Genomic DNA, 25,308 nt, shown 5'->3' on the forward strand with positions numbered 1-25,308 from the left:
GGCTTACTTGATGCGTGCGTTCCAGAAGAACGGCCAAGTGGCGGGCTGGTAGTTGTCCAGCGCGGGGCTCTTCGCCGACAGCCCATTGAACTTGCCGACATTCACATAAGGCACTTCGTCATACACCACCTGCTGCACCTTGCCCCACAGCGCACCGCGCCTGGCCGGATCGCTTTCGAGGTTGAAGGCCTGCAGCGCGGCCTTCTTGGCCGGCGTGTTCCACCAGCCCGGCGCATCGTCGCCCAGTTGCGGCGGCGACAGCATCGGCTCGGGGAACTGGCCCGAATGCGTGACGTAGATGTCCCACAGCTTCGGATCGTTGCGGCGCTGTACCAGCGTGGCCCAGTCGACCACGTCGAGCTGGACCTTGAAGCCGGCGCGCTTGAGCTGCTCGGCCATCAGCAGCGCCATGTTGTAGTGGAAGTCGTACTGGCGGCTGGTCAGCACGCGGATCGGCTCGCCCTTGTAGCCGGCCTTGGCCGCCATCTCCTTGGCCTTGGGTGCGTTGCGCTGGTTGTAGAGCTCGGTGCCGGCGGTCGAATAGAAAGGCGAGCCCTTCGGGAAATGGTTGCCCTCGGCGACGAAGAAGCGGTTGTCGCCGAAGCCGGCGGCCAGCATCTCGCCCTCGCCCAGCGCGGTCTGGATCGCCTGCCGCTCCGGCTGGCTCGCGGCCACGCCTTCCCTGGTGTTGAAGACGAGGTACGGAAAGCCGAAGGCCGGCGTCATGATCGGCACCGTCTTGCCGCCGGATTTCTCGAGCCGCGGCAGCGCTTCCACCGGCAGCAGATCGGCGTAGTCGTACTGGCCGGCGAGCGCGCCCTCGACGCGCGTGCTCGCATTGGGCACCGGCACGAAGCGCAGCTCTTCGATGGCCGCCTCGCGCTTGCCGCCGTAGCCGCTGGCGGGCTCCTTGCGCGCGCTGTACTTGTCGAAGCGCGTGAGCAGCACGTACTGATCGGGCTTGCGTTCCTTGAACTTGTAGGGGCCGGTGCCGACGAAGTTCGTCAGCGGCTGCGCGATCGAGTCCTTGGCCATGATCGCCGCCATGCCGCTCGGCAGCGCGAGCTGCGCGAGCAGCGGCGCATAGGGTTCCTTGAGCACCAGCTCGACATTGAGCGGCCCCTTGGCCTTGAGGCTGTCGATCTCCTTGCCCACGGCCTTGCCGCGCGGCGACTGCTCGATCCAGCGCTGCAGGCTCGCGACCACATCGTCGGCGTTGAGTTCGCGGCCGTTGTGCAGCATGACGCCCTTGCGCAGCGTGATCGCGTAGCTCTTGCCGTCGGCCGAGATCTTCGGCATCGACTCTGCGAGCATCGGCACCACGTTCCACTTGCCGTCGAAGGTGTAGAGCGTCTCGTAGACGTGCTGCATGATCGTGCCGACGAGGTCGGCGGTGGACGCCATCGGGTCCAGCGTCTGCGGCTCGGCGACCATCGCGAGGGTCGCGTAGTTGCGCGGCGCCTGGGCCTGTGCGGGCGCCACCGCGCACAGCAGTGCGAGCAGGCCGGCGCCGAGCAGGCTGCGCTTCGAGAGGGAGGCGCAGAGGCCCGGAAGAAAAGCGTCGTGAGGCATGGGAGCTCCTGTCGTTGATCGCCGAGTTTTGAAAATTAATTTCTTCGACGGCGACTTTGAGGCAGAGACTTCGCCAAATCACCAGTAGAAACCCTAGAGACTCTGGTTTTTACTGAAATATACTTTCATATCCATCGCCCACACCCACGGAGACCTTTCCATGCCTCTCGAGTACCTCGGCACCTCGCCCACCGCCTCGGACCGCCAGGTCCGTCCCTTCTCGCCGGCCGTGCGCGCAGGCGATTTCATCTACGTGTCGGGCCAGGTGCCGGCCGGCGCGGACGGCGAGATCGTCACCGGCGGCATCGAGGCGCAGACGCGCCAGGTGATGGAGAACCTGAAGTCGGTGCTCGCGCTGGCCGGCGCGGGTTTCGACGATGTCTGCAAGACCACCGTGTGGCTGCAGGACGCGCGCGACTTCGGCGCCTTCAACCGCGTCTACATGGGCTACTTCGGCAACGGCCGCCCGGCCCGTTCGACCACCGAGGCGCGGCTGATGGTCGATGCCAAGGTCGAGATCGACGTGGTGGCCTACAAGCCGAAGTGAGGCAGCGCGCACCGGCCGCTCAGCCCGCGGCCGGCAGCAGCGCCCGATCGAGAAATCCGATCGACGGCGCCAGCGCAAGCGCCCTCGCCGCGGCCTGCGCCTCGCCGGCATCGAGCGGCACGAGCAGTTCGACCTGATCGGCGATCCGGGTCGCGATCGGCAACCCGCCACGGTACAGCACGCGCGCGCCCGGCACCCGCGCCACCCGGGTGCCGGGCAGCACGCTGCCCAGCAGGTTGGCCGGGTCGGCCGCGGCGAGGCAGACCAGCGCATCGTCGGCCGGCCGGCGGCGCACCTGACGCATCAGGCCGATCGCCTCGGGCAATGCGAACTGTTCGCCCGACAGGCCGGCGATGAAGCGGCCGCCGCGGATCTCGCCGCGCGCCTCGAGGCGGCGGCAGGTCCGCACGAGATCGCGCCATGGCGGCAGCCACGCGGCCTCGCGCTCGAGCAGGTGCCAGCACAGCACGCCATAGCGGCGCAGCAGCACACGTGCGACCTGTTCGACGGCTTCGGGCGTGACACGGTGCGCCGCCTCGGCCGCGTCGCCGGCGGCGTGCGCGGGCCGCGTCAGCAGCCAGCGGCCCGCATCCTCGATGCCGAACAGCGCGACGCGGCGCCGGCGCTGCGCATGCGCCGACGAGCGCTTCGACGCCGGCACCAGCAGCGCGCGCAGGCCCGCGTAGCTGTCGCAGCGCACGCGGCCGCGCGCGACGAGTTCGCTCAGCGCGTCCTCGACCTCGGCGCGCAACAGGTGCGCGCCATCGACGATCTCGTCGAAGAAGGACGCGCCGTGCTCGCTCAGATAGGCGGCGACGCGACGGGCGCGCGAGCCCAATGCCGCATCGTCGATGGCCGGCGGCGCGAGCTGATTCCACAGCGGCGCTGCCTTGCGCGGCAGCACGAGCACCGGCGTCGAACGCAGCGACACGGCGCCACCGCCCGAACGCGCCTCGCCGGGCGAAGGCCGCAGCCGCGTCCAGAACACGCGTCCCGCAGTGCAGAGATCGTCGAGCCACGCGCTCGCGTAGTCGTTGACGCGCGCGGGCAGCAGCTCGGCCTCCCACAGCGCCGCAGGCGCCTCGTAGCCTTCGAGCTGCGTCAGCACGCCGGCCAGTGCCTCGGGACCGCTGACCCGGGTCGACGGACTCACATGCTGCCACTCGAACAGGAAGCGCTGGAAGTCGCGCGGCTCGACCGGCTCGATCTCGCGCCGCAGGCGCCCGAGCGTGTAGCGGTGGATGCGCGCCAGCAGATGCCGCTCGCACCACTCGACGGCCGGCGCGCCCGGCGTGAAGCGGCCTTGCAGCACATAGCCTTCGGACTGCAATCCGAGCAGCGCCGTATCGATCTCCGAAGAGGGAAGCCGCAGCTGCACGGCCAGCACATCGACCGCGGTCGGGCCGAGGCCGCCGAGGCGGGAGCGCAGCAGATCCTTCAGCGCGGCCTCGCGGCTTTCGGGCGGCTGCGCGTAGTCGCGGGGCGCAACGATGGCCGGCTGCATCGCGGCATCGGGATAGAGCACGCGCGCCAGCGCAAGACCTTCGGCCGCCACCCACAGGCCCGTGTCCGATGCGCCCTCGCGCGCCAGCGACAGTCGCGTCGCGCGACCGGCACGCGCCAGCGCCGCGAGCCATGCAGCCCAGTCCGCATGCCGTGCGACCTCGCCGTCGGTGACGACGCCGAGCTCGGTCAGCGCCTCGTGCATCTCGTCGGTATCGCGCGGCGCGGGCCAGGCCTCGGCGCGCACGCTCTCGATCGCCGCCGGGTCCAGCCGGCCGATGTCGTCGGCGCTTTGCGGATCGGCATGGCGCCGGTTCTGCACCGCCTGCGTGCGGCGTTCCTCCAGCGGCGCATCGTCGAGGAAGGCATAGGGCTTGGCGTTCAGCACCTCGGCCGCGAACGGCGACGGCGCCGGCAGGTCGCGCGCCACGACCTCGATCTCGCCCGCTTCGAGACGCCGCAGCAGGCGCAGCCAGCCCTCGGCATCCATCGCCTCGTAGAGGCAGTCGTGCAGCGTCTGCGCGACCAGCGGATGGTCGGGCACCTCGCGTTCGCCGGCGATGTTCTCGGCACACGCGACCTGGTCCGGGAACACCGAGGCCAGCAGGTCCTCGGACTTCATGCGCTGCAGCTGCGGCGCCACCTTGCGGCCGCCGACGAAGCGCGGCAGCGCGAGCGCGGTGGTCGCATTCCAGCGCCAGCGCACGCCGAACAGCGGCGCGTCGAGCAGCGCCTGCACCAGCAGGTCCAGCGCCGTGGCCGAATGCAGATAGCGCGCGACCTCGGACAACGGAAAGCTGTGGCTGGTGGCGAGCGAGAGCACGATCGCATCCTCGGTCGCGGCGGCCTGCAGTTCGAAGTTGAACTGGCGGCAGAAGCGCTTGCGCAAGGCCAGGCCCCAGGCGCGGTTGACGCGGCTGCCATTCGGCGAATGGACGATCAGCTGCATGCCGCCCGACTCGTCGAAGAAACGCTCGAGCACGATCCGCTGCCGGGTCGGCAAGGCGCCGAGCGCGGCGATCGTGCGGCCGAGGTAGTCGACGATCTGGCGCGCCGATTCCGTGTCGAGTCCGATGGCCTGCATGAGCCCCTCGATCGCGGCCTCGGTGCCGTCGTTGCCGATGCGCTGCTCGACTTCTTCGCGCAGCCGCGAGACGCCGAAGGACAGCTCGTCGCTGCGCCCCGGCGCCTCGCCGAGCCAGAACGGGATGTTGGGCGCGGCGCCCTTCGCATCTTCCACGCGCACGCGGCCCGGCTCGATCCTCAGGATGCGGTAGCTGGTGTTGCCGAGCTGGAACACGTCGCCGGCCAGGCTCTCGACCGCGAAGTCCTCGTTGACGGTGCCGATCTGGTGCGCCTGCGGTTCGAGCACCACGGTGTAGTCGCCGGCCTCCGGAATGGTGCCGCCCGAGGTCAGCGCCGTGAGCCGCGAACCCTTGCGCTCGCGCAGCAGGTGGTGCACGGCATCGCGGTGCACATAGCCGGCGCGCGGCCCGTTGCGCGTCGCGAAGCCCTCGGCCAGCATGCGCACCACGGCATCGAAGTTCTCGCGCGCGAGATCGGCGTAAGGCCACGCACGGCGCATCAGCGCGAACAGAGCGTCCTCGTCCCATTCGCGGCAGGCGGTCTCGGCGACGATCTGCTGTGCCAGCACGTCGAGCGGCGCGGGCAGCACGTGCAGCGCATCGAGCTCGCCGCGCCGGATGCAGTCGAGCAGCGCGGCGCATTCGACCAGCTCGTCGCGCGACTGCGGAAAAAGCCGCGCCTTCGGCACCCCGCCTACCGCATGGCCCGAGCGACCCGCACGCTGCAGGAAGGTGGCAATGGAGCGCGGCGAGCCGAGCTGGCACACGAGATCGACGTCGCCGATGTCGAGGCCCAGCTCCAGCGACGCGGTGGCGACCAGCACCTGCAGATCGCCGCGCTTGAGCCGCTGCTCCGCATCGAGCCGCGCCTCCTTCGCGAGGCTGCCGTGGTGCGCGGCCACCGCCTGCTTGCCCAGCAGTTCGCCGAGGTGGCGCGATGCGCGCTCGGCCATGCGCCGCGTGTTGACGAAGACCAGCGTGGTGCGGTGCTCGCGCACCAGCGCGGCAACGCGCGCATAGACCTGCGCCCACTGGTCGGTCGACATCACGGCACTGAGCGGCGCCGGCGGCAGCTCGAGCGCGAGGTCGCGCTGCTTGCGGTAGCCGATGTCGACGATCTCGCAATCGGCCACGCCATCGGTGGTCGCGCCGGCGCCGACCAGGAAGCGCGCCATCTCGTCGATCGGCTTCTGCGTCGCCGACAGGCCGATGCGCACCAGCCTGCGTTCGCACAGCGATTCGAGCCGTTCGAGCGACAGCGCGAGGTGGCTGCCGCGCTTGCTGGCGGCCAGCGCATGGATCTCGTCGACGATCACCGTGCGCACCGGCGCGAGCATCCTGCGGCCGGAGACCGAACCCAGCAGCACGTAGAGCGATTCCGGCGTCGTCACCAGGATGTGCGGCGGCTTGCGCAGGTTCTGCTGACGGTCTTTCTGCGACGTGTCGCCGGTGCGCACGGCGGTGCGGATCTCGACATCGGGCAGGCCGAGCGCGGCGAGTTCGGCGCGAATGCCCGCGAGCGGCGCTTCGAGGTTGAGCCGGATGTCGTTGGACAGTGCCTTCAGCGGCGAGACATAGACCACCGCCGTCTCGTCGGGCAGCCCGCCGGGCTGCAGACCGGCGCGCACCAGCGCATCGAGCGCGGCGAGAAAGGCCGTCAGCGTCTTGCCGGAGCCGGTGGGTGCCGCGACCAGCGTGTTGCGTCCGGCATGGATCGCCGGCCACGCGGCAGCCTGCGCCTCGGTGGGCGCCGCGAAGGTCCGGCCGAACCAGCGGCCGACGGCGGGATGGAAATCTTCGGGCAGCACGGGTTCTCGGAAGGTCGGGCCGCTGGCGCGGAACTCAAGGCGGCTCAGGTGCCGGCAACCGCCGACTTCGCCTGGACCCACCGCACGATGTCGGACGCACCCATGGCGCCGGCCTGCCGCGCCACCTCGCGGCCACCGCGAAAGAGCGCCAGCGTCGGAATGCTGCGGATGTCGAAGCGCCGTGCCAGCGCCGGCACGGCCTCGGTATCGACCTTCGCGAGCCGCACGTGCGGCTCCAGCCGCGCGGCCGCCTGCTCGAAGCCGGGCGCCATCTGCAGGCAGGGCCCGCACCACGGCGCCCAGAAATCGACCAGCACGGGAATCTGGTTGCGCGCGACATGCTTGTCGAAAGCCGCTTCGTCCAAGGCGACGGAATGCGCCTCGAACAGGGGGCGGTGGCAGTGGCCGCAATCGGGCGCGCTGGCCAGCTGCTCGCTGCGCACGCGGTTGGTGGTCTGGCAATGGGGGCAGACGATGTGCAGCGCGTCGTTCATCTCGAATTCCTTGTCTGTCATCCGGGCATCACGCCAGCACCTCGGCCACGCGTTCGCGCAGCATCGGCACGATCTCGGTCTCGAACCACGGATTGCGCTTGAACCACAGGTTGTTGCGCGGGCTGGGATGCGGCAGCGGCAGCATCGCGGGCCAGTGGCGGCGCCAGCCCTGCACGACCTCGGTCAGCGACGCGCCCTCGTTCGGCAGATGCCAGGCCTGCGCGTACTGGCCGATCACCAGCGTGAGCCGCAGATGCCTGAGCCTCGCCAGCAGGGGCGCGCGCCAGGCCGGCGCGCACTCCGGCCGCGGCGGCAGATCGCCGGACTTGCCGGTGCCGGGAAAGCAGAAACCCATCGGCACGATCGCGAGCTGCCGGGCGTCGTAGAAGACTTCGCGCGAGATGCCCATCCATGACCGCAGGCGATCGCCGCTCGGATCGTTGAAGGGGATGCCGGTGTCATGCACGCGCCGCCCCGGCGCCTGCGCCGCGATCAGGATGCGTCCCGACGGATGAAGCTGCAGCACCGGCCGCGGTCCGTGCGGCAGGTGCTCGGCGCAGATCGCGCAGGCGCGCACGTCGGCGAGCAGCGAGGAAAGCGCGGCCACGGTGACTGCTCGTTCGCGCGTGATCGGCCCGTGGCGCTAGGACGCCGCCCCTGCGCGCACCGGAAGCCGCCAGCCGGGCCGGATGAAGTGGCAGGTGTAGCCGTTCGGGATCCGCTCCAGGTAATCCTGATGCTCGGGCTCGGCCTCCCAGAACGGACCCGCGGGCGCCAGCTCGGTGACAACCTTGCCGGGCCAGAGTCCCGATGCATCGACGTCGGCGATGGTGTCCTCGGCCACGCGCTTCTGTTCCTCGTTCGCGTAGAAGATCGCCGAACGGTAGCTCAGGCCGACATCGTTGCCCTGCCGGTTGCGCGTCGTCGGGTCGTGGATCTGGAAGAAGAATTCGAGCAGCCGCCGGTAGCCGATGCGGGCCGGATCGAAGACGATCTCGATGGCTTCGGCATGCGTGCCGTGATGGCGGTAGGTTGCGTTCGGCACGTCGCCGCCCGAGTAGCCCACGCGTGTGGAGATCACGCCGGGCTGGCGCCGCAGCAGATCCTGCATGCCCCAGAAGCAGCCGCCGGCCAGAATTGCGCGTTCTTCGCTCATTGGAATTCCTTTGCGTGGACAAGGCCGGCAAAACCTCCGGCCTTCGCTGTCCATGTGCATGGTAGCGAGTCCCGATTTCCCTGTTCCGGCCGCGGCCGGAACGGCGGCTTCAGCGGCGCGCCGAGATCACCGACGCGGCCGAGATCACGAGGTCGGAAATGCGGCGCTCGATGTCCGGCCCGGTCCAGCGCGGCTTCACCATCGCCACGTTGATCGCGGCGACGGGATGGCCTCGCGCATCCAGGATCGCGGACGCCGTCGAGATGTCGCCGAGGTAGTACTCCTCTTCCGTGTGCGCGTAGCCGATGGCCCGGATCTTCTCGAGCCGGGCCTTGATCGCGCGCGGCTGCACGACGGTGTGCGGCGTGTGCTGGACCAGCGTCGAGCGCGCAAGGATGGCATCGACCTGCTCGCCCGGCAAGTGCGCAAGCATCGCGAGGCCCGGCGCCGTGCAGTAGGCGGGCGAACGGCTGCCGACCACCACGTTCGGATTGAGCACGTGCTGGCTGACGATGCGCTGCACGAAGACGATGTCCGTGCCGTCGAGCACGGTGACGTTGGTCGTCTCCGAGGTTTCGCGGCTCAGCTGCAGCAGATAGGGCGTCGCGCGCGACAGCAGCTCGTTCGACGAGAGGTAGTGGTAGGCGAAGTCGAGCAGCCGCGGCGACAGTTCGTAGGACTTGTTCTCCTCGTCCTTCTTCAGGAAGCCCAGCTCGGCCAGCGTGTAGGTGAAGCGCTGCGCCGAGCTCATGTCCATGTCGGTCGCCGCGGCGATCTGCGACAGCGTCAGGTGGCGCTTGCTGCCGTCGAAGGCCGTCATGACCTTCATCGCCTTGTCGACGGAGTTGACGAAGAGCGAGGACCGCGCCGGCTTCGGCTCCGGCTTGGTTTTTCGAACGGGGGAAGGACGCGCCATTCGGCTTGCTATCGATGAGTGAGACTGCGGCGCTGCGGCGCTGCGTCGGGACGACGCGCGTGCACCTTGCTGGAACAGGGCATTGTAGGTGGCATGGCGATGACGATTCCCTCTGGCAGCAGCCCGCGGCCGGCTCGCATGCGCGTCAATCGTCGAGCAGCGCGAACAGCGCGCCGGGCGTCGGCAGCACCCACACCTCGGTGCCGGGACTGTGCCTTTCTTCCGCAAAGGATTCGATCGCGATCTGCTGTCCGTCCAGGTCCACGAGGTCCACGCTGCTCGTGCCCTGGAAGACGCTGCGGATGACCCGCCCCGGCCGGCCGCCCGCTTCGGGCGTGCGCTCGATGCGGATGAGCGTGGGCCTGACCGCGACCGTGCAGCGCGCGCCTACCGTCCAGTCGCGGCGCCATCCGCTGGTGCGCAGCGCGCCGACGACCGTCTCGACGACGATCTCGCGGCCTTCCACCGACCGCACCGTGCCTTCGAGCAGATTGGGGATGCCGACGAAGTCCGCGGCGAAGCGGGTTCTCGGCCGCTTGTAGACATCCTCGGGCGATCCGGTCTGCTCGATCCTGCCGGCGCGCATGACGACCACGCGGTCGCCGAGCGTCATGGCCTCCAGCTGGTCGTGGGTCACGTAGATCGAGGTGAAGGGCGCCTGCTGCCGCAGTGCCAGCAGCTCCATGCGCATGCGTTCGCGCAGCCGCGCATCGAGGTTCGACAGCGGCTCGTCGAACAGGATCGCGCGCGGCGTGCCGACCATCGCGCGGCCCAGCGACACGCGCTGCTGCTGCCCGCCCGAGAGTTCGTGCGCGAAGCGGCGGCCCATGCCGCCCAGCCCCACCCATTGCAGCATCGATTCGACCTTGGCCTCGGTCTGCGCCTTCGACAAGGCGCTGGCGGCCAGGGGGTAGGCGATGTTCTCCGCGACCGTGAGATGAGGCCAGAGCGCATAGCTCTGGAACACCATGCCCAGCCGGCGCTTCTCAGGCGGCACGTTGGTGCGCGTCGCGCCGTCGAAGACGGCATCGCCATCGATGGCGATGCGCCCCGCATCCGGCGTGACCAGGCCCGCGATCGAACGCAGCACCGTGGTCTTGCCGCAGCCGCTCGGGCCGAGCAGCACGGTGCACTCGCCGGCCGGGAAGTCGAGCGTGAAATTGTCCAGCGCGAGCGCGCCGGCCTCGCGGCCGTAGCCCTTGCTCAAGCCGGCGACCGACAGGCCGGCCTGCTGCGGATGCTGCTTCGATTCCATCGTTGGCATTCCTCGCACTAGGCCGGCGTGAAGCGGGCGAACTTCCAGAGCAGCGCGACCGGCACCAGGCCCAGCACCATCAGCAGCAGCGAATACACCGCCAGCTCGGGATAGAAGCCGCTCGACCAGACGTCCATGAGCCCGACCGACAGCACGACGGTGCTCGGGTTGTAGAGCAGGATCACCAGCGATATCTCGCGCAGGATCACCACGTACATCAGGAGCCAGCAGCCGATCAGCGCCGGCCGCATCAGCGGCAGGTCGATCCTGCGGACGGTGCCCAGCCAGGCCTGGCCGCCGATGCGTGAGGCGTCCTCCAGGTCGGTGTGGATGCGGTGCAGCGCGCTGCCCACGAACTGCATCGCCACCGGAATGTGCGCCGTGACGAAGGCCAGCAGCAGGATCCACAGGGTGCCGTAGATGCCGCCCGGCACCAGGATCCACAGGCTCAGGATGCCCACGCCCAGCGCGATGCCGGGCATGCCGAGCGGCAGCACCATCGCATAGTCGACCAGCGCCGCGAAGCGCCCGCGCAGCCGCAGGACGTACCACGCGAGCGCGACGGCCAGCGCGACGCACACCGTCGCACCCAGCAGCGCCAGCACCAGGCTGTGCTGCACCGAAGGCCAGACCTGCGGATACTCGAACAGCACGTACCTGAAATTGCCGAGCGTGAAGTTCTCGGCCTTGAGGGCGTGCGGCGCCCAGTACTTCATGAACGCCATCGAGCCCACCGCCAGCAGCGGGAACAGCGACGAGCAGAACGCAAAGACCAGCGCCAGCACCGCCAGCGGATAGCGCAGTCTGCCGAGCGGAAAGCGGGTGATGCTGGAGCCCTTGCCGCCCAGGATCGTGAAGCGTGCCCCGCGCGACAAGGCGCGCCGCTGGAAGAAGATGCACAGCAGACCGACCGCCACCAGCAGCAGCGATTGCGCCGCGGCCAGACCCGGGCGCGGCGGGAACGAACTGGAGTTCTGCCAGATCAGGCTCGGCAGCAGGTAGATCCTCGCTTTCAGCCCGATGGTCGAGGGGATGATGAAGTCGCCCGCGCTCATGATGACCACGAGCAGCAGCGCCGCCAGCAGCGCCGGCCGCTGCAGCGGCAGGATCACGGTGCGCAGCAGGCGCAGGCGGCCGGCGCCCGAGACCCGCGCCGCTTCCTCGACCGCCGCGTCGCTGTTGCTGAAGCCCGCCGCGACGAGCAGGTACACGTAGGGCGTGAGAAAGAGCCCGGTCACCCAGATGATGCCGGCCATGGTGTTGACGTTCGCCAGCACCGTGCGCGAACCCGTCACCGCGGACGCCATGATGTTGAGATAACCGGCGCTGGGGTCAGCGATCGCCACCCAGCCGACCACCAGGATGAAGGGCGGCACCAGCATCGGCAGCAGCGCCAGCATGCCGACGAAACGGCTGCCCGGCATGTCGGTGCGCGTGGCAAGAAAGGAAAGCCCGACGCCGAGCACCATCGCCAGCAGGCTGGAGCCCGCGGTGTAGATCGCCGTGTTGATCAGCGCTTCATGGCTGCGCGCCGAGTTGAAGACCGCCAGCAGCCATTCGGCGCTCAGGCTGCTGCCGATGTCGTCCTTCGAGATGCTGCGCAGCACGACGAACAGCACCGGATAGCAGACCATCAGCACCGCGAGCGCGGCGACGGCGGACAGCACGACGCGGTCCCAGGCGATCGTCCGCGTGCCGGCCGCGGGCCTGGCGCGCGGCGCGAGCGATGCATCGGTCGTCGTCACTTGACGTACTTGTCCCACTCGGCCAGCAGCTTCGGCGTGTCGGCAATGATCTTCTTGTAGTCGGGCTGGCTGAAGGTGTGGGTCTTGCCCAGCTCGGCCAGCGATCCCGCCTTCGGCGCGCGCGCGTCCGGATGGGTCGGTATCGTCGCGCCGGCCACGTTGATGAGGCTCTGCCCTTCCGCCGAGCACGCGAAATCGCAGAACAGCCGCGCCGCGTTCGGATGCGGCGCCTTGGCGAACACCGAGATGTTGCCGCCGAACAGGACCGTGTTCTTCGGCACCACGCCGGCGATCGGCGCGCCCGTGTCCGCCATCTGGATCACGCCGAAGGAGTTGGTCAGGCCCATGTCGATCTCGCCGGAGACGATGGCCTGCGACATCGCATTCGTGCTGGCGTAGAGCTTCGGCTGGTTGGCGCCGAAGCCTTGCAGATACGAAGGGCCGTAGAGCTTGTCGACCATCACCAGCCACGCGAGCGTGGTGGCCGTCACGTGCGGATCGAGCGAGCCGAAGCGCCCTTTCCATTTCGGATCGAGCAGGTCCTTCCAGTCCCTGGGCGCGTCGGCCGCCTTGACGGTGCCGGTGTTCCAGCCGAGCTGCGCCATGTACATGCGGATCAGCGTGTACGACGGCGCCTTGTACGCGGCATCGATGGCCGCGCGCTCGGGCGAGTCGTAGTCGGCGAGGTAAGGCAGCATCAGGCTGAGCGCGGGTTCCTCGATGATCAGCGCGTCGGCCTGCGTGCGGCCTGCCGACTCCTCGGTCTGCACGCGCGTCGCGACGTCGGCCGAGCCCGCGCGGTACACCGAGACGTTGATGCCGTACTTCTTCCTGAACGCCTCGGCGATCGCATTGGACGGCCCGGTGGAGGCCGAGCTGTACAGGCTCACCGCGCCTTCCTTCTTCGCGGCCTCGACGATCTTCGGATCGCTCGCGGCCAGCGCGCGCGGCGCTCGCCACAGCGCGCCCGCACCGGCCATCGCGGCGCCGATGTACAGGAAGGTCCGGCGATGGACCGGGGATGAGACCTGGAGCTTCGACGTCATGGCGCTGTCCTTCCGTGTTGCATCAACTTGAACGAGTTTGCGCGCGGGCCAGCGTATGCGCCACCAGGGCGCCGATGTCCGTCACGCGCTGGGCAACGACCCCGCCCGCGGAGGCAAAGGCCTGCATCTTGCTTTGCGGCCGGCTGCGCACGTCCTCGCCGACCACCGCGCCGGCGTGGCCCATGCGCGCATCCTGCGGACTGGCCTGCCCCGTGATGTAGGCGACGACCGGCGTGCGCATCGTCGCGGCCTTCGCGGCCGCGGGATACTCCAGCCCGCCGCCGGGCTCGCCGATCAGGATCACGAGGTCGGTCTCGGGATCGGCTTCGAAGAGATCCAGCACCTCGGCGTAGTCGGTGCCGATGACGCGGTCGCCGCCGAGGCAGACGACGGTGGATTCGCCCATCCCGTGCCGATGCAGTTCGTCGATGACTTCGTAGGTCAGCGTGCCGCTCTTGGACACGATGCCGATGCGCCCCGGCCGCAGGTTGGCATCGTTGAGGTCCGACATGTTCGCGCGCCCCGGGCTCACGGTGCCGGCGGAGTTGGGGCCGAGCAGGCGCGTGCCGCGCGCCTTCGCATAGGCGCACATGCGGATCGCATCGTGCACCGGGATGTTCTCGATGTAGAGCACCGCCAGCGGGATGCCGGCATCCACCACTTCGTACATGCCGTCCAGCACATAGGCCGGCGCGATGCAGCACAGCACCGCATCGGCGCCGGTCGCCTCGACCGCCTCGCGCATCGAATCGAAGACCGGCACGCCCGCTACCACCGAGCCGCCCTTGCCCGGCGTGACGCCGCCCACGAGCGGCGTGCCGCCGGCGATCATCTTCTCGGCGAACAGGCGCCCGGTCTGGCCGGTGATGCCCTGCACCAGGATCTTCGAATGAGAGCCGACCAGGATGCTCATCGTGCCGTCTCCTGCGATGGCCCGACCGCGGCGGCGAGCGCGAGCACGCGGTCGGCGGCGTCGCTCAGCGAGGGGGTGTAGAAGCAGCCGGCGTCTTCCATGATCTTCTGCGAGCTCTCCTGCTTCACGCCGCGCATGCGCACCACCACGCGGTCGCGGCCCGGTGCGCCCGGCATGCCGAGCGCCTGCACCAGCGCCTGCGCCAGGGCGTCGGTGGAACGCAGCTGGTAGAAGGCATTGATGAACACGATCTCGGCCTCGAGCATGAAGAGCGCGCCGATGACCTCGGCCGTGTGCGCGACGCCGCGCGCCAGCGCGCCATGCAGCTCGATCGCGCCGGCCACGCTCACGCCGGACATCGCGATCTGGTCGTAGGTCGCCATCGTCAGGCCCGCGCCGTTGCCGAGCAGCGCCACCGCGGGCCGCGCGAGCGGCGGCGTCCGCGAACGGTTGTCCACGCCGATCACGCCGAGCGCGCGGCAGCGCTGCATGAAGGCGCTGTCGGACGACCATGCGATCGGGCTCGAGCGCGCGGGATGCCGGGCGACCGCATCGTCGTCGAGCACCACCTTCGCGTCCGCGGCCACGAGCTTTCCTTCGGTGGTCTGGATCACGGGATTGACCTCGACCAGTTCGGCATCCTCCTCGATCAGGGCCTCCACCACTTGTCTCAAGATGTGATCGAACTGCATGCCGATGTCCTGCGCGAGGCCAAGCGCACGCTTCAGGTGCTCGACCTGGAAGCCGGCCAGCCCGATCAGGGGATCGATGTCGATGCTCGCCACCTGCGATGGGGGCACTTGCTCGATGTCCATGCCGCCGGCGGCGCTGGCCATCACGGTCACGCGGCCACGATCCCGGTTGACGAAGGCGGCGAGGTAGAACTCGTGCGCGATCTGCAGCATCGGCTCGACGTACACGGCGTGCACCGGCTCGTCGCCGAGACGCTTTCCTTGCAACTGAGCCGCCTGGCTTTCGAGTTCATCGCGCGTGGCCGCCATGAGGATGCCACCGCGCTTGCCGCGTCCACCCGCCAGCACCTGCGCCTTGACCACCCAGCCGCGTTCGCCGGCCTCGGGCTGCTTCGGCCAGAGCGCGCCCGGCGGGATCGGCACGCCGTGGCTCGCCAGCAGCGCCTTGCCCTCGTATTCGAGAAGTTTCATGCGATCGTTGTGTCCAGACGAATGCGGGCGCGGTTCATTGGCCCTTGAACGGGCCGGCCTTTCGCTTCTCGGCGAAGGCCCGCGCGCTTTCCTTGAAGTCCTCGGTCAGGTGCAGCTTGAGCGGCGTGGTCTGCAGGTAGGCCTCGCGCTCGGCCTGGTCCATGTACCACCGGCGCGTGCGCACCGTGGCGCGCACGCTCAGTGGCGGGTTGGCGGCGATCTGCCGCGCGAGCTCACAGGCCTGCGCCACGTGCTGGCCCTTGGGCGCGACGCGGTCGATGACGCCGGCGGCCAGCGCTTCCTCGGCGGTGAAGAAGCGCCCGGTGATCGCGGCTTCGGTCGCGAACGATCGGGCACCGCGGAAGTTCAGCAGCGCCCAGTACCTCGACGAGGCCAGGCCGCGCGAGGTCTCGGTCACCTGGAAGCGCGTGCCTTCCTCGGCCACCACCATCTCGCTTTCGAGCACCATGCCGAGGCCGAGGCCGACCGCGAAGCCATGCGGCGCCGCGATCACCGGCTTCCAGTTGATGGCGCGCGTGAACAGGTCGGCCGAGTGCGCGCCCCAGCCTTGCGAGCCGCCATGGCGCTTCAGGTCTTCCTCGCTGCGCAACTGGCGCTGGTGCACGTCGGCACCGCTGGAGAAGGCACGGCCCTCGCCGCGCAGCACGGCGACGTCGGCCGCCGGATCGATGTCGAACTCGTGCAGCACCTCGGCCAGCCGCATCACCATCGCATCGTTGAACGCGTTGAGTTTCTGCGGGCGGTTGAAGCTGATCGTCGCGATGCGGTCGCGGCATTCGTAGCGGATGAAGTCTTGGGCGTTTTCGGACATGGTCGCCGCGCTCACTCGTAGGGCCGCAGCGGGTCGTACTGCAGGTCGATCCATTCGGCGGTGAACTCCGGCACCTTGCCTTCCTTGAAGGCGCGCGGGCCGATGCGTGCATCCTTGTGGAACATCAGCTCCACGTTCGCGAGCACCTGCGCCTCGAAGCCCTTCACCGGGTCCAGGCCCAGGCCCTGGTTGCGCGCGTTCTTGATCGCGCCGTAGGCCTGCGTCGGGCCTTTGGCCAGCTTGTGCGCAAGCTCGAAGGCGCGCTCCTCGAGCCTGTCCTTGGCCACGACCTCGCTGACCAGCCCCAGCCGCTCGGCCTCCTCCATCTCGATGAAACGGCCGAGCAGCAGCATCTCCGTCGCACGGCCCAGGCCCACGTAGCGCGGCAGCAGGTAGGTCGATCCGCCGCCGAGCCCGCGCGTCACGTACACCGCGCCGAACTTCGTTTCGGGATCGCAGAGGCGGAAGTCGCAGGCCAGCGCGAGATCGAGCCCCGCGCCGACCGCGTAGCCCTGCACGATGCCCACCACCGGCTTGCGCAGCGTGAGCATGTCCAGCACGGCGCGCGGAAATCCGGTGCGCATGCGGCTCTGCAGGTCGGGCGGGCCGTACTTGAAGCGGTCCTCGGGCGCGAGGTCGTCGCCGGCGCAGAAGGCGCGCCCTTCGCCGCGCAGCACCATCACGCGCACCGTGTTGTCGCGCCGGATCTGCTCGATCACGTCGACCAGGCGCAGGATCATCTCTGGATAGAGCGCGTTGAGCTTGTGGGGACGGTCCAGCGTGACCGTGGCGACGGGACCGTCGATATCGAGACGGACTCTTTCGAGGGAACTGCTTTCCGGCATCGGGTTGACTCCTTCAGTTGACGAGGCGATTCAGAGATTCAGCCTGGCCGCGCACTGCCGCACGCGATCCATCGCGTCCCAGGCGTCGACATGGCGCGTGTACATCGGTGCGGGCGCGAGCCTGAGCATGTCGGGCGGCCTGAAGTCGGGGACGACCCGGTCCGCGATCAGCGCGCGCACGATGTCCTTGGCCCCCGGATGCCGCAGCGTGATGTGCGATCCCCTGCGGCGCGCGTCGCGCGGCGAGGCGACGGTGAATCCGTGCGGCGCCAGCCATTCGTCGGCGAGCGCGACCAGCATCTCGGTCAGCCGCCGGCCCTTCGCCTGCAGCCGATTGATGCCCGCCTCGGCGATCAGCGCGACGCCCGGCTCGATCGCTAGGGTCGAGAGGATCGCCGGGATGCCGACCAGGAAGGATTCGATGCCCTCTGCCGGATCGAAGCTGTCCGACATCGCGAACTGGTCGCGATGGCCGAACCATCCCCAGATCGGCTGCCGAAGCCGCGCCTGCTGCGACTGCCGCACATAGACGAAGGACGGTGCGCCGGGTCCGCCGTTGAGGTACTTGTAGGTGCAGCCCACCGCGAGGTCGGCGCCGCTGCTTTCCAGCGGCACCTCGACCGCGCCCGCCGAATGGCTGACGTCCCACAGAATCAATGCGCCAGCCTCGTGCACCACGCGCGTCACCTGCGCCATGTCGAGCAGCGCGCCCGAACGGTAAGCCACATGCGACAGGCAGACCAGCGCCGTGTCCGAATCGATGCCGGCCTTCAGCACTGCCGGATCGAGGCCCTGCACCGGGTCGGCATGCAGCACCTTCAGTTCGAGCGACCGTTGTGCCGCGAGCGACTGCAGCACATACATGTCGGTGGGGAAGTTGTCGTCGCTCGTGACGAGGGTGCGCCGGCCTGACTGCGCGCCCAGCGCGGCGGCCGCGGCCTTGTAGAGATTCACCGAGGTGGCGTCGCCGACGATGACCTCGCCGGGATTCGCCTGCACCACCGATCGCGCGATCGCATCGCCGATCTCGCGCGGCAGATGAATCCATCGGCGCCACGCGATGATGAGATCCTTGCGCCAGGTGTCGAGTGCCTGCGACACCAGCGCCGCAGTGCACGCAGGCGGCCGGCCGAAGGAGTTGCCGTCCATGTACAGGGCCGAGCCGTCGTCGATGGCGAACGCGTCGCGCAAACCGGCCAGCGGATCCGCGAGGTCCATCTCTTGCGCCATCTCGCGCGTGAACGGCGATGCAACGGATGGATTCATGGCACAACGCGCCGTCCATGACGCACGAAGTGGGCAAGCCTCGAGGTCATAGCTTTTTTCCGCGCTCGGCCATGAAGTCTTCCATCTTCCTTGCCGGCTCGCCGGACGCGTAGGACTCCCGGTGCGCGCGGATCGCGGCGGCGATGGTGTGCTGGAAAGCGGCCTCGGTCATGTCCGCGAACCAGGCGCGGTCCAGCTTCATCGCGAGCGGCGCCTTGGCGGCGAGTTCATTCGCGATCTGCAGCGACTTCGCCAGCACCTCCTGCCGCGGCACCACATGGTGGACGAGGCCGATGCGATGGCACTCGTCCGCCGGCATCATGCGGCCGGTGAGCGTGAGCTCGACGGTGCGCGACATGCCGAGGATTTCCTTCATGATCCACGGCCCGGTGATGCTCGCGATGCCGGCGTTGATCTCGGGCTGCCCCATCCTCACGTCCGCATGCGCGACCCGGATGTCCCCGAGCAGCGCGACCTGGAACGCGGAGCCCGCCGCAGTGCCGTTGAGGGCCATCACGATGGGCTTGGTCAGGCGGCGCAAGGTGCCGTAGAAGGTCTCCCATTCGCGGATCCACACTTCGGCGCGATCGGCATCGAAGTCGTGCGCCTCGGCGAAATCCTGCCCGGCCGAAAAGGCCCGCTCGCCCGCGCCGGTGAGGACCACGGCGCCCACGCCGTCGTCGCGGTCGAAATCGCGCAGGGCGCGCACGATGTCGTCGCGCATCGGGCGATCCCATGCGTTCAGCTTCTCGGGCTTGTTCAACGTGATCAGCCCGACACGGTCTTGCTGATCGATCAGGATATGCGCAGACATTTATCGCATCCCAATAGTTACTATCGAGATGAAATTTACGACGGACCACCGCCCCGGGCCAGCGGGAAATCCCTCGGGTGCGCGAACGCCCGGGGCCGGCGGCCCCTGCGTGCGGGAAAGCGCGCCCTGATCAGGGCTGCTGCAGGCGCTGAAGCAGGTCGAGGGTGGGGTAGCCGTCGGCAGCGAGGCCGACGCTGCGCTGGTAGCGGCGCAGCCCTTCGCGGGTGGCCGGTCCCATGACGCCGTCGGGCTCGCCGCTGGCAAAGCCGCGCTGGTTCAGCGCGGTCTGCAACGCCAGCAGCTGGCTGCGCGTGAGCGCCTGGAGGTCGCGTGGCCACGGCGCCTGCACGCCCGGGCCGCCGCTCAGGCGCTGCGCCAGGAGGCCGACCGCGAGCGCGTAGCTGGTCGAGTTGTTGTAGCGCAGGATGGCCCGGAAATTGGGCCCGACCAGGAAGGCCGGCCCACGCGCGCCCGCGGGCAGCAGGACCGAGCCGTCGGCGAACTCGGGCAAGACTTGGCCGTCCATGGCGCGCAGGCCTTCGGCGACCCATTGCGCCGTGGGCTGGCGGATGCCGGCATCGGCGCGCGCAACGTCGAACCCGGCCGGCAACTGGACCTCGACACCCCAGGGCATGCCCGCCTGCCAGCCCGAGCGCGAAAGAAAGTTCGCCGTCGAAGCCGTGACGTCGGCCATGCTGCCCCAGATATCGCGCCGGCCGTCGCCATCGCCGTCCACCGCGTAGGCCAGGAAGTTCGATGGCAGGAACTGGGTCTGGCCCATGGCGCCGGCCCAGGAGCCGATCATGTGCGCGCGATCGATGTCGCCGTTGTCGAGGATTTTCAGCGCAGCGAGCAGCTCGCGGCGCGCCCAGTCCGCACGGCGGCCTTCGAAGCCCAGCGTCGCCAGCGCATCGATGGTCGGCGTGCTGCCGTAGTTGCTGCCGTAGTTGCTTTCCATGCCCCAGATGGCGATCACGACGGCGGGCGGAACGCCGTAGCGCTGCGCCGCGGCGTCGGTTTCGCCGCGAAGCTGCTGCAGCTTGTCCTGGCCCTGCGCGACGCGCTGGGCCGTCACCGTGCCGTCGAGGTAATCCCAGACGGTGCGGGTGAATTCGGGCTGTGCGCGATCCAGTTCGATGACGCGCGGCAGGTACTGGACATCGTCGAATGCCCCATGCAGCGTCGCTTCGCTGATGCCCGCTGCGCGCGCGGTGATGCGGAAGTCCGCGACCCACTGCGCGAAGCCTTGCTGGAGCGCCGCTTCGTCCGTGGCCGCAGGCGCGGTCACCGGTGGCGGCGACGGCGGCGCTGCAGGGCGCGCGCCGGTTGCGCTGGCCGGTGGCTGCGAGGGCGCCACGGGTGGCGCGGATGCGCAGCCCGCCAGCAGCGCGGCCGTCAGCATCGCCAGCGCAAGCCCGGTGAATCGCGGCGAAGAAAAATCGGGCTGGCGCATTTCTCGGACCTTCACATTCATGCAGCGCCGCCTCAGCCCGCGAGCCGGCCCGCGGTCAGCCGCAGCACGCGGTCGCAGCGCGTGGCCAGCGTCTCGTCGTGCGTGACCATGACGAAGGCCGTGCCGCGTTCGCGCGCGAGCTGGAGCATCAGCGCGAACACGCCGTCCGCGGTGGCGCGGTCGAGGTTGCCGGTCGGCTCGTCGGCCAGCACGCAATCCGGATGCGTGACCAGCGCGCGCGCGATCGCCACGCGCTGGCGCTCGCCGCCGGACAGCTCGGCCGGCCGGTGCTGCAGGCGCTCGCCGAGGCCGACCGCGGTGAGCATCGCGGTCGCGGCATCGTGGGCCTGCGCCGGCGTCATGCGCCGGATCCGAAGCGGCATCGCGACGTTGTCGAGCGCGCTGAACTCGGGCAGCAGATGATGGAACTGGTAGACGAAGCCGAGGTGCGTGTTGCGCAGCCTTCCCTGCTCGGCCGCATCGACATGCGCGATGTTGCGGCCATGCAGCTCGACGCTGCCCGCGGTCGGCGCATCGAGCCCGCCCATCAGGTGCAGCAGCGTGCTCTTGCCGGAACCCGAGGCGCCGACGATGGCCATCGTCTCGCCGGCGCGCACGTCGAGGTCGACGCCGTGCAGCACGGTGAGGTCGATGCGGCCTTCGTGAAAGCGCTTGGTGAGACCGCGGACTTTCAGCACCGCGCCGTTGGACCCTGCGTTCGCTTCACTCATAGCGCAGCGCCTCGGCCGGGTTGACGCGGCTGGCGCGCCAGCTCGGGTACAGGGTCGCGACGAAGGCGAGGATGAGCGAGATCACCGTGATCGGCACGATGTCGCCCTGCTGCGGATCGCTCGGCATCTTGCTGATCAGGTAGATGTCCTGCGGCAGGAAGCTCGCATGGAACAGATGTTCCAGCGCCGGCACGATGACGTCGATGTTGTAGGCGATGAGCAGCCCCAGCAGCAGCCCCGCCAGCGTGCCGATGACGCCGACCATCGCGCCCTGCACCACGAAGATGGTCATGATGCTCTTCGGGCTCGAGCCCAGCGTGCGCAGGATGGCGATGTCGGCGCGCTTGTCGGTCACCGTCATCACCAGCGTCGACACCAGGTTGAAGGCGGCCACCGCGACGATCAGCGTGAGGATGATGAACATCATGCGTTTCTCGACCTGCACGGCGGCGAACCAGGTCTTGTTCTGCTGCGTCCAGTCGCGGATCAGGAAGCTGCCGGGCAGCGTGCCGGCGAGTTCGCGGGCGACCTCGGGCGCCTGGTGCAGGTCCTTGAGCTTGATGCGCACGCCGCTCGGTCCTTCGAGGCGGAACACGCGCTCGGCATCCTGCTCGTGGATCATCGCCAGCGCCGAGTCGTATTCGTAGTGGCCCGAATCGAAGGTGCCCACCACGGTGAACTGCTTCAGGCGCGGCACCACGCCGGCCGGCGTGACCTGGCCGCCGGGTGCGACCAGCGTGACCTTGTCGCCGTCGCGCACGAACAGCGAGCGCGCGAGCTCGACGCCGAGCACGACGCCGAATTCGCCCGGCACCAGCTTCTTCAGCGCGCCATGCTCGGCGGTGGTGGAGATGTCGGTCACCTGCGGCTCCAGCGCCGGATCGATGCCGCGCACCAGCGTGCCCTTCATGTCCTCGCCGCGCGCGATCAGGGCCTGCGCGGCGATGAAGGGCGCCACGCCGACCACCTGCGGGTTCTTGCGCGCGCCGGCCATGATGCCGTCGATGTCGCCGAGCGCCTGGCCGTCGCGCGACAGGATCTCGATGTGCGAGATCACGCCGAGCATGCGGTCGGTGACTTCCTTCTGGAAGCCGTTCATCACGCTCAGCACGATGATCAGCGCCGCCACGCCCAGCGCGATGCCGAGCATCGAGACACCGGAGATGAAGGAGATGAAGCCGTTGCGCCGCGTGGCCCGGCCTGCGCGCGTGTAGCGCCAGCCGAGTTGCAGTTCATAGGGAAGGGGCATAGAGGAAGAATTGTGGCATCCCGGACAATAGGGTCATGTCCGATGCCCCCAAGCCCCGCCATTTGATGATCCCCTTCGCCGGCCGCAGTTCCCCGGCCTGCCGCGAAGCGCTGGCCGGGCTGCGCCTGCCGAACACCGAGGCGATGCTCGCGCGGCTCGCGCTGGTGCACGGCGACCAGCAGGACGACAGCACGCGCTCGCCGCCGCACGAGCGCGCATTGGCCGAGGCGCTCGGCATCGGCGCAGCGGACGGCTGCATCCCATGGGCCGCGCTGGAAGCGAAGCAGGCCGGCCTCGGTCCCACCGGCCCAGGCGACAGCTGGGGCGTGGCCACGCTGTGCCACTGGCAGGTCGGCATCGACGACGTGGTGCTCGGCGATCCGGCCGCGATCGAGATCGATGCCGCCGAATCCGCGGCGCTGCTGGCCGCGGCACGGCCCTTCTTCGAAGAGGACGGCATGGCGCTGCATGCGTCGGCGACGCCCGGCCGCTGGCTGGTGCAGGGCAAGGTCTTCGACGGCCTGGCCACGGCGTCGATCGACCGCGCCGTCGGCTGGCCGATCTCGCAATGGTCGCCGCTGTCCGATGCCGCACGGCCGCTGCGCCGGCTGCAGAACGAGATGCAGATGCTGCTCTACACCGAACGCGTGAACGACCAGCGCACCGCACGCGGCGTGCCGCCGATCAACTCCTTCTGGCTCAGCGGCACCGGCAGCCTGCCCGCGTCGCTCGCCAACGGCACCGCGCCGGCATCCGCGCCCGAGGTCGCCGATGCCTTGCGCGTGCCCGCGCTGCGCGACGACGGCGCCGGCTGGGCCGCCGCGTGGCAGGCGCTCGACGCCGGTGCGATGGCCGATCTGCTGGCCGACTACACACGCGGCGCCGATGTCGTGCTGACGCTGTGCGGCGACCGCGGCGCACGCCGCTTCGGCGTGCAGCACCGCGGCCTGCTGAGCTGGGCCCGGAGCCTGTTCGAGCGGCCGAGCGCGGCCTCCATTCTCGCGGCGCTGTGATGCAGATCGTCGCTCGCGACATTCCGCCGCGCAGCGCCTGGGCGCTCGAGCAGGCCGGCGTGCATCCGCTGCTCGCGCGCCTCTATGCGGCGCGCGGCGTGCTGGCCAAGGAAGAGCTGGACGACGGCCTGACGCGCCTGCTGCCGCCCGCCACGCTGCGCGGCACGCAGGAAGCGGCGCGGCTGCTGGCCGACGCGATCCGCGACGACAGGCGCCTGTGCATCGTCGCCGACTACGACTGCGACGGCGCCACCGCCTGCGCCGTCGCCGTGCGCGGCCTGCGCCTGCTCGGCGCGAAGCAGGTGAGCTACCTGGTGCCCGACCGCGTGATCGACGGCTACGGCCTGACGCCGCCGATCGCCGAGCGCGTGGCGGACAGCGGCGCCGACTTGCTGATCACCGTGGACAACGGCATCGCGAGCGTCGAGGGCGTCGCGGCCGCCAAGGCGCGCGGCCTCGCGGTGCTGGTGACGGACCACCACCTGCCCGGCCCCGAACTGCCGGCGGCCGATGTGCTCGTGAATCCCAACCAGCCCGGCTGCGACTTCGAGAGCAAGAGCATCGCGGGCGTCGGCGTGATGTTCTATGTGCTGCTGGCGCTGCGCGCCGAGCTGCGCGCGCGCGGCGTGTTCGACATGTCGGCCGACGCCGGGCCGCCCCAAGGCGGCCGAGCCTCCCCCTCGGGGGGTGGCGAAGCACACGAAGTGGCAAGCCGGGGGGCCAAGTTTCCGCAACCCAAGCTGGATGCATTGCTGCCGCTCGTGGCGCTGGGCACCGTGGCCGACGTGGTCCGGCTCGATGCCAACAACCGCCGCCTGGTCGCCCAGGGCCTGCGCCGCATCCGCACGAGCGCCATGCCCGCGGGCATCGCCGCCCTCTTCAAGGCCGCGGGCCGCAACGCCGCGGCCGCGACCACCTTCGACTTCGGCTTCGCGCTCGGCCCGCGCATCAACGCCGCCGGCCGCCTCGCCGACATGACGCTCGGCATCGAATGCCTCTTGACCGACGACGCCGGCCGCGCCGCCGAACTGGCACAGCTGCTCGACGGCATCAACCGCGAGCGGCGCGACATCGAAGGCGGCATGCGCGACCAGGCGCTGCGGCTGGCCGAGACGCTGTTCGGCGACGACAGCCAGCCGCCGCCCGCGGCCATCAGCGTGTTCGGTGCGGACTTCCACGAAGGCGTGGTCGGCATCGTCGCCTCGCGCCTCAAGGACCGCTTCCATCGGCCGACCTTCGTCTTCGCGGCCAGCGGCGCCGACGGCCGGGCGCACGAGCTCAAGGGCTCGGGCCGCTCGATCCCCGGCTTTCATCTGCGCGATGCGCTCGACCTCGTGGCCAAGCGCCACCCCGGCGTGCTGCTGCGCTTCGGCGGCCACGCGATGGCGGCCGGATGCACGGTGGCGCGCGAGCACTTCCCCGTCTTCGAGCAGGCGCTGGCCCAGGTCGCGCGCGAGTGGCTCGACGCCGCCACGCTGACGCGCCGGCTCGACACCGACGGCCCGCTCGCGCCCGAGTACCTGCGCGTGGACCTGGTCGACACGCTGCACCGCGAGGTGTGGGGCCAGGGCTTCGCGCCGCCGACCTTCAGTGAGGAGGTCGAGGTGGTCTCGCAGCGGCTGGTCGGCGAGAAGCACCTCGCGCTCAAGCTGAAGCACCGCGGCAGGCCGGTCGACGGCATCTGGTTCGGCCATACCGAGCCGCTGCCGCCGAAGGTGGTGATCGCGTGGCGCCTCGATGCCGACGAATGGCAGGGCGTGCGGCGCGTGCGCTTTCTGGTCGAAGGCGCCGAACTCTGAGCCCGCGTCTTTACGCCGGCTTTACACCCGGTCAGCGCGGCGACAGCCTGCGTGCCCTGTAATGCATCGCCGGCCACGCCAGGTGGCGGCGAGCAAGGACGCG

The 25,308-nt window shown here is 69.7% G+C and carries 21 protein-coding genes; 3 read left to right on the plus strand and 18 right to left on the minus strand.

The genetic code is table 11. The annotated features are described in order from the left end of the window. Positions 1 to 3 precede the first annotated feature (3 nt). A complete protein-coding gene (locus E5P2_RS21040; RefSeq protein ID WP_162569108.1) occupies positions 4 to 1,572 on the minus strand; it encodes an ABC transporter substrate-binding protein in 1,569 nt (522 codons plus the stop codon). A 160-nt stretch (positions 1,573 to 1,732) separates the two neighbouring features. On the opposite strand from E5P2_RS21040, the gene E5P2_RS21045 reads away from it, so the two are divergent. After that, positions 1,733 to 2,119, plus strand: a complete 387-nt coding sequence (locus E5P2_RS21045; RefSeq protein ID WP_162569109.1) for a RidA family protein — start codon at positions 1,733 to 1,735, stop codon at positions 2,117 to 2,119. Positions 2,120 to 2,138: 19 nt separating this feature from the next. Here E5P2_RS21045 and E5P2_RS21050 read toward each other — a convergent pair whose 3' ends face one another. From E5P2_RS21050 to E5P2_RS21130, 17 genes are all read right to left on the minus strand, one after another. Further along, positions 2,139 to 6,515 (minus strand): DEAD/DEAH box helicase, encoded by a 4,377-nt coding sequence (locus E5P2_RS21050; RefSeq protein WP_232080783.1) that lies wholly within the window; start codon positions 6,513 to 6,515, stop codon positions 2,139 to 2,141. Positions 6,516 to 6,559: 44 nt separating this feature from the next. Continuing rightward, a complete protein-coding gene (gene trxC, locus E5P2_RS21055; protein ID WP_162570591.1) occupies positions 6,560 to 7,009 on the minus strand; it encodes a thioredoxin TrxC in 450 nt (149 codons plus the stop codon). A 28-nt stretch (positions 7,010 to 7,037) separates the two neighbouring features. Then, positions 7,038 to 7,616 (minus strand): uracil-DNA glycosylase family protein, encoded by a 579-nt coding sequence (locus E5P2_RS21060; protein ID WP_162569110.1) that lies wholly within the window; start codon positions 7,614 to 7,616, stop codon positions 7,038 to 7,040. Between the two features lie 36 nt (positions 7,617 to 7,652). Continuing rightward, the gene (gene msrA / locus E5P2_RS21065) at positions 7,653 to 8,165 is read right to left on the minus strand and encodes a peptide-methionine (S)-S-oxide reductase MsrA (RefSeq protein ID WP_162569111.1); all 513 of its coding nucleotides are present in this window, start codon (positions 8,163 to 8,165) and stop codon (positions 7,653 to 7,655) included. Positions 8,166 to 8,274: 109 nt separating this feature from the next. Then, positions 8,275 to 9,081 (minus strand): IclR family transcriptional regulator, encoded by an 807-nt coding sequence (locus tag E5P2_RS21070; protein ID WP_162569112.1) that lies wholly within the window; start codon positions 9,079 to 9,081, stop codon positions 8,275 to 8,277. Positions 9,082 to 9,226: 145 nt separating this feature from the next. Beyond that, positions 9,227 to 10,336 (minus strand): ABC transporter ATP-binding protein, encoded by a 1,110-nt coding sequence (locus E5P2_RS21075; RefSeq protein WP_162569113.1) that lies wholly within the window; start codon positions 10,334 to 10,336, stop codon positions 9,227 to 9,229. Positions 10,337 to 10,353: 17 nt separating this feature from the next. Further along, positions 10,354 to 12,081 (minus strand): ABC transporter permease, encoded by a 1,728-nt coding sequence (locus E5P2_RS21080; protein WP_162569114.1) that lies wholly within the window; start codon positions 12,079 to 12,081, stop codon positions 10,354 to 10,356. After that, positions 12,078 to 13,127 carry an ABC transporter substrate-binding protein gene (locus E5P2_RS21085; protein WP_162569115.1) on the minus strand — a complete coding sequence of 350 codons (1,050 nt, stop codon included), beginning with the start codon at positions 13,125 to 13,127 and terminating at the stop codon, positions 12,078 to 12,080. Before E5P2_RS21085 ends, E5P2_RS21080 begins: the two co-directional genes overlap by 4 nt. A 22-nt stretch (positions 13,128 to 13,149) precedes the next feature. Further along, complete coding sequence (locus E5P2_RS21090; RefSeq protein ID WP_162569116.1) at positions 13,150 to 14,040, minus strand: succinate--CoA ligase subunit alpha; 891 nt, start codon at positions 14,038 to 14,040, stop codon at positions 13,150 to 13,152. After that, entirely contained in the window at positions 14,037 to 15,203 is a 1,167-nt protein-coding gene (locus E5P2_RS21095) for an ATP-grasp domain-containing protein (protein ID WP_162569117.1), read from the minus strand. Before E5P2_RS21095 ends, E5P2_RS21090 begins: the two co-directional genes overlap by 4 nt. Before the next feature lie 34 nt (positions 15,204 to 15,237). Further along, positions 15,238 to 16,035 carry an enoyl-CoA hydratase/isomerase family protein gene (locus E5P2_RS21100; protein WP_162569118.1) on the minus strand — a complete coding sequence of 266 codons (798 nt, stop codon included), beginning with the start codon at positions 16,033 to 16,035 and terminating at the stop codon, positions 15,238 to 15,240. Positions 16,036 to 16,046: 11 nt separating this feature from the next. Further along, complete coding sequence (locus tag E5P2_RS21105) at positions 16,047 to 16,880, minus strand: enoyl-CoA hydratase/isomerase family protein (RefSeq protein WP_162569119.1); 834 nt, start codon at positions 16,878 to 16,880, stop codon at positions 16,047 to 16,049. A gap of 30 nt (positions 16,881 to 16,910) precedes the next feature. Further along, entirely contained in the window at positions 16,911 to 18,146 is a 1,236-nt protein-coding gene (gene kynU / locus E5P2_RS21110) for a kynureninase (protein WP_162569120.1), read from the minus strand. Positions 18,147 to 18,192: 46 nt separating this feature from the next. After that, positions 18,193 to 18,960 (minus strand): enoyl-CoA hydratase/isomerase family protein, encoded by a 768-nt coding sequence (locus E5P2_RS21115; RefSeq protein ID WP_162569121.1) that lies wholly within the window; start codon positions 18,958 to 18,960, stop codon positions 18,193 to 18,195. A 130-nt stretch (positions 18,961 to 19,090) separates the two neighbouring features. Continuing rightward, on the minus strand, positions 19,091 to 20,362 hold the full coding sequence (locus E5P2_RS21120; RefSeq protein WP_174262733.1) for a lytic murein transglycosylase: 1,272 nt from the start codon (positions 20,360 to 20,362) through the stop codon (positions 19,091 to 19,093). Between the two features lie 83 nt (positions 20,363 to 20,445). Beyond that, complete coding sequence (gene lolD / locus E5P2_RS21125) at positions 20,446 to 21,144, minus strand: lipoprotein-releasing ABC transporter ATP-binding protein LolD (protein WP_162569122.1); 699 nt, start codon at positions 21,142 to 21,144, stop codon at positions 20,446 to 20,448. After that, complete coding sequence (locus E5P2_RS21130) at positions 21,137 to 22,393, minus strand: lipoprotein-releasing ABC transporter permease subunit (protein ID WP_162569123.1); 1,257 nt, start codon at positions 22,391 to 22,393, stop codon at positions 21,137 to 21,139. Before E5P2_RS21130 ends, lolD begins: the two co-directional genes overlap by 8 nt. 35 nt (positions 22,394 to 22,428) lie before the next feature. Between E5P2_RS21130 and E5P2_RS21135 the strand changes: the two genes are divergently transcribed. Then, positions 22,429 to 23,406, plus strand: coding sequence for a hypothetical protein (locus E5P2_RS21135; RefSeq protein WP_162569124.1), 978 nt, complete (start codon positions 22,429 to 22,431; stop codon positions 23,404 to 23,406). Continuing rightward, on the plus strand, positions 23,406 to 25,205 hold the full coding sequence (gene recJ, locus E5P2_RS21140; protein ID WP_162569125.1) for a single-stranded-DNA-specific exonuclease RecJ: 1,800 nt from the start codon (positions 23,406 to 23,408) through the stop codon (positions 25,203 to 25,205). Before E5P2_RS21135 ends, recJ begins: the two co-directional genes overlap by 1 nt. Positions 25,206 to 25,308 lie beyond the last annotated feature (103 nt).

Source organism: Variovorax sp. SRS16 (assembly GCF_901827165.1).
GTDB lineage: Bacteria > Pseudomonadota > Gammaproteobacteria > Burkholderiales > Burkholderiaceae_C > Variovorax.